The organism is Acinetobacter sp. NCu2D-2, from assembly GCF_001647675.1.
GTDB lineage: Bacteria > Pseudomonadota > Gammaproteobacteria > Pseudomonadales > Moraxellaceae > Acinetobacter.
In genome coordinates this window covers 1441733-1455466 of sequence record NZ_CP015594.1, presented here as the reverse complement: position 1 = coordinate 1455466, position 13734 = coordinate 1441733, and the positions used below count along the sequence as shown (strand labels likewise).

At 39.2% G+C, this 13734-nt stretch carries 10 protein-coding genes and 1 pseudogene; 6 read left to right on the top strand and 5 right to left on the bottom strand.

What is annotated here, in order from left to right:
- Nucleotides 1-23: 23 nt before the first annotated feature.
- Both tal and A3K93_RS06915 read right to left on the bottom strand, forming a co-directional pair.
- Nucleotides 24-1013 carry a transaldolase gene (tal, locus tag A3K93_RS06920; RefSeq protein WP_067730148.1) on the bottom strand — a complete coding sequence of 330 codons (990 nt, stop codon included), beginning with the start codon at nucleotides 1011-1013 and terminating at the stop codon, nucleotides 24-26.
- An 88-nt stretch (nucleotides 1014-1101) separates the two neighbouring features.
- Complete coding sequence (locus A3K93_RS06915; protein ID WP_067730147.1) at nucleotides 1102-1992, bottom strand: LysR family transcriptional regulator; 891 nt, start codon at nucleotides 1990-1992, stop codon at nucleotides 1102-1104.
- 94 nt (nucleotides 1993-2086) lie between these two features.
- On the opposite strand from A3K93_RS06915, the gene aceI reads away from it, so the two are divergent.
- Together aceI and A3K93_RS06905 are read left to right on the top strand one after the other, a co-directional pair.
- Nucleotides 2087-2518: a chlorhexidine efflux PACE transporter AceI gene (gene aceI / locus A3K93_RS06910; protein WP_067730146.1), complete on the top strand. Its 432-nt coding sequence runs from the start codon at nucleotides 2087-2089 to the stop codon at nucleotides 2516-2518.
- Between the two features lie 272 nt (nucleotides 2519-2790).
- Nucleotides 2791-3978, top strand: a pseudogene (locus A3K93_RS06905) (OmpW/AlkL family protein).
- A 46-nt stretch (nucleotides 3979-4024) separates the two neighbouring features.
- On the opposite strand, the gene A3K93_RS06900 reads toward A3K93_RS06905, so the two are convergent.
- Nucleotides 4025-5329, bottom strand: a complete 1305-nt coding sequence (locus A3K93_RS06900; protein WP_067728195.1) for an IS4 family transposase — start codon at nucleotides 5327-5329, stop codon at nucleotides 4025-4027.
- Between the two features lie 105 nt (nucleotides 5330-5434).
- On the bottom strand, nucleotides 5435-6940 hold the full coding sequence (locus A3K93_RS06895) for an acetyl-CoA C-acetyltransferase (protein ID WP_067730141.1): 1506 nt from the start codon (nucleotides 6938-6940) through the stop codon (nucleotides 5435-5437).
- Nucleotides 6941-7180: 240 nt separating this feature from the next.
- Between A3K93_RS06895 and A3K93_RS06890 the strand changes: the two genes are divergently transcribed.
- From A3K93_RS06890 to dnaX, 4 genes are all read left to right on the top strand, one after another.
- Entirely contained in the window at nucleotides 7181-8572 is a 1392-nt protein-coding gene (locus tag A3K93_RS06890) for a 3-oxoacyl-ACP reductase (RefSeq protein ID WP_067730140.1), read from the top strand.
- 163 nt (nucleotides 8573-8735) lie between these two features.
- A complete protein-coding gene (locus A3K93_RS06885) occupies nucleotides 8736-9590 on the top strand; it encodes a MaoC family dehydratase (protein ID WP_067730139.1) in 855 nt (284 codons plus the stop codon).
- A gap of 79 nt (nucleotides 9591-9669) precedes the next feature.
- The gene (locus tag A3K93_RS06880; RefSeq protein WP_067730138.1) at nucleotides 9670-10923 is read left to right on the top strand and encodes a serine hydrolase domain-containing protein; all 1254 of its coding nucleotides are present in this window, start codon (nucleotides 9670-9672) and stop codon (nucleotides 10921-10923) included.
- A gap of 273 nt (nucleotides 10924-11196) precedes the next feature.
- Complete coding sequence (gene dnaX / locus A3K93_RS06875) at nucleotides 11197-13266, top strand: DNA polymerase III subunit gamma/tau (protein WP_067730137.1); 2070 nt, start codon at nucleotides 11197-11199, stop codon at nucleotides 13264-13266.
- 3 nt (nucleotides 13267-13269) lie between these two features.
- On the opposite strand, the gene A3K93_RS06870 is transcribed toward dnaX, so the two are convergent.
- Complete coding sequence (locus tag A3K93_RS06870) at nucleotides 13270-13704, bottom strand: acyl-CoA thioesterase (RefSeq protein ID WP_067730136.1); 435 nt, start codon at nucleotides 13702-13704, stop codon at nucleotides 13270-13272.
- Between the last annotated feature and the right edge of the window lie 30 nt (nucleotides 13705-13734).

Below are 13734 nucleotides of genomic sequence, written 5' to 3'. Positions count from 1 at the left end.
TCGGCTGTTTTAGAGCGTAGGACTTAAGCCTTAATCTCACGGATAACGCCAAAAGATTCAGCTAATAGGCTGTGTAATTGTTCACGCGCTTTAATAAAGCCATCAATTCCTGCTTGTAAAAGCTGTGATGCCATAAGGTCATGTTCAAGTTCAGCTTTAAACGCAGCTTCTGAAATTGGGGTATGAGGATGTTCAGTATGTGCATGGGCGTGATCAGTTGAAAGCTGGGCAACCACTTCTCGCTGATCTTGTTCAAGTTCAGCCAAAAGATTCGGTGCAACGGTCAATAAATCACAACCAGCCAGACCCAATACCTGATCAATACTACGGAAACTTGCACCCATCACTTCAGTTTTAATGTTGTGTTGTTTGTAGAAGAAATAAATTTGCTTCACTGATAAAACGCCCGGGTCTTGATCGATCGGGTAGGCATCTACATTTTCAGCTTTTTTATACCAATCTAAAATACGACCAACGAAAGGTGAAATGAGCGTCACATTCGCATCTGCACACGCTTTTGCTTGGTGTAAGCCAAATAAAAGAGTGAGATTAGTATGGATGCCCTCAGCTTCTAAAGCTTTTGCAGCTTGAATCCCTTCCCAAGTCGAAGCAATCTTAATCAAGATACGATCAGATGAAACTCCGTACTTCGCATAAAGCGCAAGCAGCTCTTTGGCTTTGGCAATGGTTGCAGCAGTGTCATAAGAAAGTGCAGCATCCACTTCGGTTGATACGCGCCCTTCAATGAGCTTTAAAATTTCAACCCCAAACTTAACAGTCAGAATATCAATTGTACGTTCAATCAGTTGTTCGTCTTGATAACCTTCTTGCTGTGCTTGTTGAAAAGCATCTTCAATTAACTGTTTATTTTCTTTTTGATTTGCTGCTGCTGTAATCAGTGACGGATTGGTCGTTGCATCTAATGGACGAAATTTTTCAATCGCAGCAAGATCACTACTGTCAGCAACAATGGTCGTTAATTTTTTAAGTTGGGTTAAAGCATTCGCAGTCATTTGTCTCTAGTTCTTAGGTTATTACTTATACATTCTTTTATAACATAAAGCGGGCAGAGCAGAAGTATGTCATGGCTGAATTGCCACGTTATTCAGTGTTTTTTCGCTTATTTCGTGCATGATCAATTAAAAAATGAGCAGCTTGACCAAGAGTCGTTTCTTTACTCCAGACTAAATCGACATAGTATTCAAATTTTGGCGTGAAGTCAGACAGTTGTAAAACTTTTAAATTTCGCTTTAATTCAGGCTGCTCACTCAGCATTTCTAATGGTAAAACACCCCATCCTAAACCACGTTTAATCATGCTGCATGCCGAATGATGATTATCCGTACGCCAATAGATTTTAGAAAATAGTAATTCAGGTTTAATGTCGCGATTACGGCTAGCAACTACGATTTGTCGATTTTTGACCAATTCTTCATAGCTGACGGTTTTCAATTGGCTAAGTGGGTGATGTTTTGCTGCAACGCTAACAAGGACTTCTTTTTTCAATTCCACAAATTGTTCACGTGCTTCAAGTTGTTCACGTTCAAACATAAACGCCAATTGGGCATGACCATCAAATAGAAGTTGGTGAGCATCTTCTTGCGGCGCGCTAAAGACATTGACTTGAAGCTGAGGAAATTCTTGTTCGAGTAAGACAATATAATCGGTCCAACGCGTATGCATCAGTTCCGTAACAACGACAATATTCAGCTCTGACTCTAAACCTGTACTTAAAGAATTGGCATATTGATACCACTGATTGATTTCAACCAAAAGTTGTTGGGTTTTTTCATAAAGCGCTTTAGCTTGATCTGTAGCAACAGGTTCACGTCCACGACGATCAAATAATTGTAGATTCAAATCAATTTCTAAATTGGCAATAGACATACTTACAGCAGAAGGTACTTTACCTAAGGCACGGGCTGCTGCAGAAAAAGATTTGGTTTCCATGACAGTTTTAAAAACTAATAGCTGTTCTTGATGAATATTCATTGTGCTATCTTTCAAATTTATTGATAGATTCTAACTCGATCATTCAAATAAATAAAAATATTATGAGCACATCCAATTTTTAAAAGTATTTGAAATGTTAATTTCCAAGAGAAGAATTATTCATGCTTTAAGTTATGAAATTATTCTGCTCGTAATTATTGCTGTGTTACTCAGTCATCTTTTTGATGCTTCGATGGAACTAACAGGTACATTGGGTATTGCGATGGCAGTAACATCTGTGTTTTGGAATATGATTTTTAATCATTTTTTTGAGAGAGCTGAGCAAAAATACAAGTTTAGAAGAACGATTGGTGTACGGATATTGCATGCGATTGGTTTTGAAGGTGGACTCATGATTGCAACTACGCCAATGATTGCCTATGCCTTAAATCTTCCGATTTGGAATGCGATCATGCTAGATTTAGCACTGACGATGGGCATTTTTATCTATACGTTTATTTTCCAATGGTGTTATGACTTGATTGAAGAGCATTTAGGTATTCGACCAATACAATCTAAAGTTTAGATTTTCTAAAAATATTGCACTACTATTTTAATTAAATAAATATAAGTGTGATATTGATTACAAAAGGTAATTTTTTGTTTAGATGAATTTCATATTACTAAATTCATCTAAAATTTTATCTTTGCTAAGTATAGCAAGGTTTGACTAGAGGAATTTTATCTTATTAATCGTTGTTTAGTTTTAATTGAAATCCATTTGTCATTATTTAGTTATTTTTAATAGTTTAAGGGTGTATTTTTTAGCTCATCAAAAAAAGCAATGGATATGAAATGATGAGAATAAAAAAATACCTTGGATATAGCTTAGGAATCTCAACACTTTTAATGGGTGCTGTAACGACAACTCATGCTGATAACTTTAAACGGTTCTCTGTTTCAGCGGGGTGGTTACATGTGATGCCTCAAGGTAAGGCAAATCCTTTTTCTATCAACACATTGGTTGACAGAGATCAACAATACGCAGTAGGTGAAATTTCTCAAGCTAGTTTCATGGATGCAGTGGATTTGAATGCTGAAGTTCCAGGTGAAGGGTTGACTGTAGCCCAGCTTATGGAAATGACATTTATTCCTGCAGTTCCAGGCGGATTAACATTCGCTCAAATGCTAGGCTTACTGGTAGATAATGATGATCCAGAATCAGCGTTGAGTGCTGAATCAGCTGGGTATGCTCAACTAAATGGTATTGATCAATGGGTGAATCAAGGTACAGGCCTTGAAGCGAAAGATGTAGACACTCTGGGCTTAACTTTCAATTACTATATTAATGATAATGTATCACTACAAATGATAGGTGGGATTCCGCCCAAAGTGGATATTAAAGGGAAAGGAGAAATTGTTGCAAATATGTATGGTACAGCAACACCTTCTGAGCTTTTGCAATCTATATTCCCAGACGGTATAGAATTACTACAAGATATTCCGATTACCAATTTAGGGGCGCGTAAAACGGCATCTACTGCACGAGCTTGGACGCCTGCATTGTAAGTGCAATACCAATTTGGTAAGTCTGGAATCAATAAATTCCGACCATATCTTGGTGTAGGTGTTATGTATGCTTACTTTAATGAAATTAAACTGGATAAGGGTATTGAGGCAGATTTAGTGGCTGCTGGGCACATGATTCAGAATATCATCGGAGATAATGCAGCAGCTGCCTTACAGATTCCTAGAGATAGGTCTGAAAATGGTTCATATACACCAAGTGAATGTGGTGGGGTTAGTTGTCGTATGAAAGTCGATGTTGATACCGATACTGCCATTGCGCCAATCGTAACCGCTGGTTTTACCTATGACATTACTCCAAGTTGGTATGGCGTTGCATCCGTTTCGTATGCAAAACTTAATAATCAGGCTACGATTAAAGTTTTGAATGAAACGACTGGGCAACAGATGATTCATTCATCTACAAAAGTGGATATTGATCCGTTAATTACTTATTTAGGTGTGGGTTACCGCTTCTAATATCATAAGTATAAAAAAACCGCTCATATGAGCTAATGCCAGTCAGTTAAGAAATTGACTGGCATTTTCTTGGATATTTTTGTGCTTTAATTTTCACTACTCGCGGACATTGCCTTTGCCTTTTTTCAGGTAATACAAATATTTTAGATTGTTCAAATAATTGTGCTAAATGTTTGGGTAGATTTCCTGCTGATTCTAAAGGTGTGTGCCTTAAGATATTGATAATACTCATAGATGCAATATGGAAACTGATCCTTAAAGGACTCACCTTTGCATGTTCAGCGATAAACCTCATCTGTCTTCTTAAGATATTATAAGCAATAAATACCCCCCACAATTCTTGATAGACCAAATCAGGTTGTTTGCTTCTTAAAATTCTTGCATCCTGTAAATCACTTTTAATTTCCCGATAACACATTTCTATTTCCCAACGCTGGATATAAAGCATTGCAAGGTCTTTGAATGGATAAACTTCAGAATCTGTTAATGATGTAATGTAACGTCTTATTTTTCCTGCATATTCAACTTCAATTAAACGTGCTTCCCAATAGTCACCCAATGACGGATTTATCTTTTTTGCTCTTGCTGAAACAGGCATTTTGATCTGAAAGTCATGGGCCGCATTATGATGAATCACTTCATAACGCAGGTTGTCCTTTGCTCGCATCAACCAATGACTCTCTTCTGCCTGAGATTGCCAACTCACTAAAAAATCAGCAGAGAAGTAAGCACGATCAAATAGGGTAATACTGCGAACTGGTGCTTTTAATTGACTGGCTAAGGTTAATTCACCTTGATCCATACTGCCAATTTGGGCATCAATCATTTCATGTGTATTGGTATTCACCAGGCAAGTCGCTCTGACTTGTGGGTAAGGGGCAGCTGCTGTTTTGCCTTTGGATGAACCAAAGTGCTTAAAGTTTTCTTCTGTATGAGGCATAGACCAAACCACACCATCTACAGCACAAACGCATAGACCGTGAAAGTTGCTATATTGTTGTTGTGAGTCTTTAAACCATGCCTGACTTAATGTCGAAAATAAAGCACTCATGGGCTCTAAGCCTAAGCGCTGTCTTGCTTGTACGGATGCACTCGGTACACAGTATTCTGCCGTACCGAAAACAAGTTGCAATTGTTGAACCACATACCAAATCGGTTGATTTCGAAATAGAGCAAGTCCGATTACCAGCCAAACAACATGTTCAGCAGGCAGTTTTCTTTTTCGAATTGATGCTTTACCTGTTTGGTTTAAGCAATCTTCAATCCAGTTTAAATCAATCAATTCACTGAATTGTGAAAGTGAAGGTAGGGTTTGTTTTAATGTTAAATCTAAATTCTGAGATAAATTCATAAAAAAAGAGCGTATTTACATACGCTCTTTTTACAGTATTTTAACTTTTTTTGCTTAACTGACTGGCATTACTCATATGAGCGGTTTTTTTATAGTGCAAATTAATTATTTTTCAATAATTGCTGTCACACCTTGACCACCTGCAGCACAGATCGAAACAAGAACACGACCTGAACCTTTTTGGTTCAGCAATTTTGCAGCAGTCGCAATAATACGACCACCTGTTGCAGCAAATGGGTGACCCGCAGCAAGTGAAGAACCTTTAACGTTTAATTTAGCACGGTCAATTGAACCTAGTGGTGCATCTAGACCTAAACGTTCTTTACAGAATTTCGGATCTTCCCATGCTTTAAGCGTAGACAATACTTGAGAAGCAAATGCTTCATGAATTTCATAGTAGTCGAAGTCTTGCAGTTTAAGACCTGCGCGTTCAAGCATACGTGGAACTGCATAAGCCGGTGCCATCAACAGACCTTCTTTTTTCTCTACAAAGTCAACAGCAGCAGTTTCTTGGAAACTTAAATATGCTAAAACTTCGTGACCATTTGCTTTAGCCCATTCTTCAGAAGCAAGTAGCACACATGATGCACCATCTGTAAGAGGTGTCGAGTTACCCGCAGTCATCGTACGCGCATCGCCTTTACCAAATGCAGGTTTTAACTTCGCTAATTTTTCTACTGAAGAATCCGGACGTAAGTTATTGTCACGTTCTAAACCTAAGAATGGGGTAATTAAGTCATCGAAGAAACCTTCTTCGTATGCAGCCGCCATTTTTTGATGTGAAGATGCAGCAAGTTCATCTTGCGCTTCACGAGAAATACCCCATTCAAGTGTCGTAATCGCTTGATGATCACCCATTGATAGACCAGTACGCGGCTCGCCGTTTTTAGGTGCATCCATTAAATCTTTAACATTGATTTTAGTCAGTGCTTTAAGACGGTCTTTACCTGTTTTTGCAATATTCAGTTCAAGCAATGCTTTACGTAAACCATCACCAAAAGCGATTGGTGCATCAGAAGTTGTATCGACACCACCTGCAACACCCACTTCAATTTGACCAAGTGCAATTTTATTTGCGACTAAGAAAGCAGCTTGTAAGCCTGTACCACATGCTTGTTGGATATCATAAGCTGGAGTTTCTGGTGCAAGTGCAGTGTTTAATACACATTCACGAGTCATGTTGAAGTCACGGCTGTGTTTTAACACCGCACCCGCAACAACTTCACCCAAGCGTTGACCTTGAAGATTAAAACGTTCAACCAAACCATTCAATGCAGCGGTGAACATATCTGTGTTAGATGCAGTGAAATAAGCACCGTTTGAACGTGCAAATGGAATACGGTTACCGCCAATAATTGCAACGCGGCGAACAGTGTTTTGGCTCATAGTTTTATCCTGTGAAGCAGAAGGTTGTGTAGTCTTAGAAGGTGTTTGTTTAGTACTTTTACTTGCGGTCGTTGAAGTTTTAGTACGTGGTTTTTTTACTGTAGTTGTATCTGTAGCAGATGCAGTGGTACTTTTTGCAGTACGTTTAGCACGTGTTGATGGTTTTGACACTTTTTCCGTGGCAGAATTTTCGACTGTTGGATTTTCTTGAGTTGTATTGCTCATAAGGCTTTTCCAAGCAAATTGATCATCATCTTATAGCGTACATTAGCATAGTTGCCTATAGGCTGAATTGACTCCAATGACATTAGAGAATGCGCTCAGGTCAAGACATCCATAAAGTATCTCAAGTATGATTAGAATGAAACTGATGGATCTATTGAAATATAAGTATCTGACATCATATTGAAGTTTAAGGATAACTTTAGATCAATCAAAAACTAATTTGTATGAGAGATAATAAACATGACTGACCAATATCAAACTTTCGCAAAATCTCCCATTGGTAAATTTGTCATTAAAAATTTGGGTCTGCCATCACCAACTTCGCTAGATCGTTTTGATTCAGCTACACCTGTAGTAAAAGGTGCGGTGTTACTCGGTGCAGCTCCTACAAGTTCATTAACTGCTGCGATTTCGCAAGTGCTTTCCAATGTTCATGCCAATAGCTATGCAGGTAACAATGCAGAATTACAACAAGCAGCTGCTCAAGCAGGTCTAAACCTAAGCGCTTTTAATTCAGGTGACAAAGAATCTAAGTTTAAAGTGGTGATTTTCGATGCATCAGGCATCCAAGACTCTGAGCAATTAAAATCACTTTATGAATTCTTCAATCCGATTGCGCGTCAAATTCAAGCATCTGGTCGCGTGGTTGTTGTAGGAACAACCCCTGAATCGGCAAAAACAGTGAAACAAGCGATTGCACAACGTGCGCTAGAAGGCTTTGTGAAATCTGTTGGTAAAGAATTTAAAAAGGGCATTGCTGCAAACCTGATTTATGTCGATGCTGGTGCTGAAGCAAACTTAGAATCTGCTCTACGTTTTTCGATTTCACCACGTTCTGCTTATGTATCTGGTCAAGTGATTCGTGTCTCTAAAGCGGATACTGTTGATGTAGATTGGACAAAACCGCTTGCAGGTAAAACCGCTGTGGTGACAGGTGCAAGCCGTGGTATCGGTGAAGCCATTGCTCATATTTTGGCGCGTGATGGTGCGCATGTGATTTGCCTAGATGTTCCGCAACAACAAGCGGATTTAGATCGTGTCGCAAGCGAAATTGGCGGTTCAACCCTCGGTATTGATATTACTGCTGCAGATGCCGGTCAAAAAATTAAGGAAGCAGCCGCGGCGAAAGGTGGTTTAGATATTATCGTTCACAATGCTGGTATTACCCGTGACAAAACTTTGGCAAACATGAAGCCTGAGCTTTGGGATCTAGTGATTAACATTAACTTATCAGCCATTGAGCGCGTGAATGACTACTTGTTATCGAACGATGGTCTCAATGCGAATGGTCGTATTGTGTGTGTATCTTCAATTTCAGGTATTGCGGGTAATTTAGGTCAAACCAACTATGCTGCGTCTAAAGCAGGTGTGATTGGTATTGTGAAATTTACTGCGCCAACACTGAAAAATGGCATCACGATTAATGCTGTAGCACCTGGTTTCATCGAAACACAAATGACGGCTGCAATCCCATTTGCGATTCGTGAAGCTGGCCGCCGTATGAACTCGATGAGTCAAGGTGGTTTACCTGTCGATGTTGCTGAAACGATTGCAATGTTTGCTGCGACTGCATCAACAGGTTTGAACGGTAACGTGGTTCGCGTTTGTGGTCAAAGCTTACTCGGGGCTTAATCTAATCCCTCCCGACCTCCCTTTATTTAAAGGGAGGGGAAGTCCCTCTTTCATAAAGAGGGATTCAGGTAGATTAGAATAGAATGGGAATATCAGAAAATTCCTAAACCCTCATGAAAGTCGAGGGAAATCTAATAAAGATAAAATTATTTAAAGGTTCACTATGAATACACGCCATTTTAGTCAACTTCCAAAACCCTATCTTGCTTATCCAAAAGTGATTCAAGGTTTGATTATCAAAAAACCGAAAGGTGAAAAAGTTTTGCCGCAAGTTGAATATGTGGTGGATTCACTTAAAGTGGATGTAAAGCATTTAAAAAGCTATAACGAAGTGTGTGGCTTTAAAAATAATGGTTATATTCCTGCAATTTATTTAACTGTTTTATCACAAAGTTTACAGATGCACATGATGACATCTGAAGCATTTCCATTTCCAATTTTAGGTTTGGTACATATTCGTAACCAAATCAAACAATACCGTAAAATTGGTGTCAATGAACAACTGACCTTGTCATGTAAGTTTGGTGAATTACAGCCGCATGAAAAAGGCGTTCAATTTGACTTTATTACTACAGTCAAAGTGGGGAATGAGGTTGTCGTTGAAGCTTTAACGACTTATTTGTCGCGTCAGAAATCTGATGCTAAAGCGGCTGCTAAATCTGCGGATAGCAAAGTACCGAATTATGAAGTCAATGCAGAATGGGATGTCTCTGAAAATACAGGGCGTCGTTATGCATTAACATCAGGTGATTTTAACTTGATTCATATTCATGCAATTACTGCAAAAGCATTTGGCTTTAAACAAGCGATTGCGCATGGTATGTGGAGCAAAGCACGTGCATTGGCAAGCTTAAGTTTACCGGATGCTTATGAAGCGGATGTTTGGTTTAAATTGCCGATGTATTTACCTTCGAAAGTTCAATTTGTGACGGCAGTTTCAGGCAAAGATACCGACTTCCTGATTCGAAATAGTAAATCGCAAAAACCACATGTTTCTGGTTGCGTCAAAGAAATCTAAGCAGATCAAAAGCCTAAACTTGTTTTAGGCTTTTTTCTTTGAATCGAACCAAATGAAAAAGCATTCTAAGGATGGAATGATGCAACCAATTAAAGATTATATATTTGCAGCCAAAGATCATTATTCAGGACATGTTGACCCGCGGTTTAAGGATTTGGCAACTCAGTTTAGTCGCTTTCAGGATGCACGTCGTCATTTAGGTGGGGCAGCTTTATGTATCTATTTTCAAAATCAGAAAGTAGTTGATATTTATACAGGGCAAAAATCGACCACTGAAAAATGGCAACACGATACCTTGTCAGTATGCTATTCGACGGGTAAAGGTGTGTTGGCGACATTGGCTCATATTTTAGTGAGCGAAGGTCAGTTGGACTATGATGTTCCTGTAGCGAAATATTGGCCTGAGTTTGCTCAAAATGGCAAAGATAAAATTACCTTAGCGCATATGCTCAGTCATCAAAGTGGATTATTTGATATTCGTAATCTCATTGATAATGCCGCAGAGATGGTTGATTGGTCGCATATGCTTGATGTAATCGCACAAGCCAAACCACGCTTTGATGTAGGAGCGGATGCTGCATACCAACCTTTGACCTTTGGTTGGCAAATTGCTGGGGTTTTAGAAAAAGCGACAGGGCAAAGTTTATCTACTTTAATGCAAAAATATTTGGTTGACCCTCTAGCCCTAGATGGGGCTTATTTTGGCGTGCCTGATACCGCGTTAGCTCGAGTAGCTCGACCAATACGAAAAAAGAAAAATACAACAACAGCTAAAGATTTTGCAAAGCAAAATAGAGCACGTAAGCCAAGCTTGATGGAAAAGGCAATAGAATTGAGTGGTCAGAGTCCACAAGATTTCCAAGATGCCATGATTCCCAAAGGTATGAGCAAGTTTAATATGTTCAGTGACGCAGGTTTACAAGCAGTCATTCCTGCGGCGAATGGCGTATTTAGCGCGTCAAGTTTAGCTAAAATTTATGCCATGCTGGCTCAGCGAGGAAACTTTGAGCATAAACAATTTATATCAGATGAAGTCTTTAATCGTTTAAGTCAGGTTCAATACACCAAACGTGATCGAGTTATGCCTTTGCCGATGCATTGGCGCTTGGGTTATCACCGAGTTCTGACGCTAGGTAAAGCATCAAATGGTTTTGGTCACATTGGTTTTAATGGATCAGGTGCTTGGTGTGATCCTGAGCGTGGTTTAAGTTTTGCTTATACGCATAATTTCCCAACAGGTTCTTTAACTGGAGATTATCGTTTATGGGGTTTAACTCAAGAAACCTTACGCTGTGTGGATAATATTTTGAAAGGGCGTAAGGGGTGGTTTTGAAATCCTTAGCACGAAATATTGTTTTAAATAAGAACTTCGACCTTAATTTGATTTTTGATTCATATAATTTTATGCGTAGACTAAACAAACAAACGTTTGTTTATTTGAGATAACTATTTGAGTTAGGATGCCATGAATTATCTTATGAAAGTCACTGTTTTTAAAAAGATAATATATTGAAAATTTAGAAATATTTTTATTGATCTGTGTCGAGCATTTATTTCACTATTTATCAAAAAAACAGTATGCTTAGACCTGTAAAAAGGAGCATACATGTATCAAGTACTTGCGCGAAAATATCGTCCTCGTAATTTTAATGAATTGGTGGGTCAAAACCACGTCTCACGTGCCTTAACCAGCGCGCTCGAACGCGGACGTTTGCACCATGCTTATTTGTTTACGGGTACACGTGGTGTAGGTAAAACCACGATTGCACGTATTTTGGCGAAGTGCTTGAACTGTGAAACAGGTGTGACCTCAACACCATGTGAAGTTTGTCCAACATGTCGCGCGGTAAATGAAGGTCGTTTCATTGATTTAATCGAAATCGATGCTGCATCACGTACTAAAGTCGAAGATACACGTGAACTTTTGGACAATGTGCCTTATGCGCCAACACAAGGTCGCTTTAAGGTTTACTTGATCGATGAAGTGCATATGCTTTCTACGCATTCTTTCAATGCATTACTCAAGACATTGGAAGAACCGCCTGAGCATGTCAAATTCCTTTTTGCAACAACTGATCCACAGAAGCTTCCCATTACGGTAATCTCACGCTGTTTACAATTTACGCTTCGTCCTCTTGCAGTCGATGAAATTACCGAGCATCTCACGCATATTCTAGGTCTTGAAAGTATTCAGGCCAATCAAGATGCGATTTGGCAAATTGCAGAATCCGCTCAAGGTTCACTTCGTGATGCATTATCACTGACTGACCAAGCAATTGCGTATGGTCAGGGTGAAATTCAGCATCAAGATGTGAAAGACATGCTGGGATTGATCGACCGAACTATTATTTATGATTTAATTTTAGCGATTCATCAAAACCAGAAATCACGTGTCAGTGAGTTACTTTTACAATTCCGTCAGCAGGCTTTAGATGTGTCTTTGGTGCTTGATCAATTGATCTCGACATTGCATGAATTGGCATTATTGCAATACTTGCCAGATTTAAGCTTGAAATATAGTGCTGAAATTAATCAGAAAATCATGCAATTGTCGGGCTTAATCTCAGCGCAAGATTTGCAGTTGTATTACCAGATTGCATGTAAAGGTCGTGCGGATTTACAGCTTGCGGTAACACAAGAGCAAGGTTTTGAAATGACAGTGCTGCGTTTGCTTGCATTCCGTCCTTTACAAGCCAATGAAATTCCACAGAATCGTGTAATAGCTCAACAGCCTGTAGTTGAACAAGCTCAAACGACCCAACAGTCAGGTGCTCCTGTAGTAGAAACTCAGCAGCAAGCCACTGTTCAACCTGTAATTGAAGAATTTCCTCTCCATGATGATTATGCATCGGACGATGAATTTAATAATCAATCTGCGCAATCTCATATTAATGAGCCATCATCAGATGATTTTATTGATGAAGAAATTCAGTCAGCAGAACAAACACTAGAAGCTCAAACCAATACATTTGCTGAATCAGCTGAGATTCAACCATCTAATAATCAAGATCAAATCGTTTTTGATCCAAATGCAGATGCTGGATTATTTGGTTTTGATGACATTCCACAAGAGTCAGCACAAGTCGTAGAAGAACCTTCTTCAGATGATTTCTTATTGGCAGAGTATTTGCCTGAAGAAGCTCAACCACAGGTAACAGTAGAACAGCCTGAACTAGCTCAAGAGCAAATCTCGTCTGTTGAACAGTCCCAAGCAAGTGTAGTGCCTGCTCAAGTAGCACAACAATCCCATGAATCTTTAATGCCACAAGATATTCTTCAAATTCCTGAGCAGGTTTTAGAAGGTGAATGGACAGTAGAAAAATGGGAATATTGGTTCCGTAATAGTCAATTGTCACCAGCGGTACAAGAGCTGGCACAATATGGCGTAATGACAGGAACGATTAATGCAGAATCCGTGTTCCATGTGCCTGAGCAGTATCAGCAGCTTTTAACGCAGTTACAGCATAATTTGGAAGCAGCGCTGAAAGAACAATGGCCTCAGACACATTTCCATGTCAAATTTGAAGATGTCGCACAGCTTACACCGTATCAAATGCAACATGAGCGTAAAGCACGCGCTTATCAACGTGCTGAGCAGTTGTTAAATGCTGAGCCTGCTGTACAGGACTTGCTTCAACAATTTGATGGTGAATTGCAAAATATTCAGCTTAAATAAAACTTAGTCAGCTAAAAAATCCTCTAAAGCACTGCGCATTTCGTTCGAGATCGCGGTGCTTTTTCTTGTCGTGCGGTCTACAAATACATGAACAAAATTACCTTGTGCTGCGGCATCGTCATGTCCAAGTTTAAATATCGCAAGATCATAAGTGATGGATGACTGACCAAGTTTTTGAATGGCCACCCCCACTTCAATAATTTCAGGATATGACAATTCCTGATTAAATTGACAGTTTGAACTGACCACTAAACCTATACTCGGTGAATATTGTGGCTTAAAGCCTGCCTTTTCAATTAAGAGTGCGTTTGCGGCGGTATCAAAATAACTATAGTAAGTGACATTATTCACGTGCCCAAACATATCGTTATCTGCCCAACGAGTCTGAATGGGTAAAAAGAAGTTATATTGCTGACGCTGTTTAATGGCATTTTTCATAAGATCAAATTTTTTGATTTAAGAACAAAG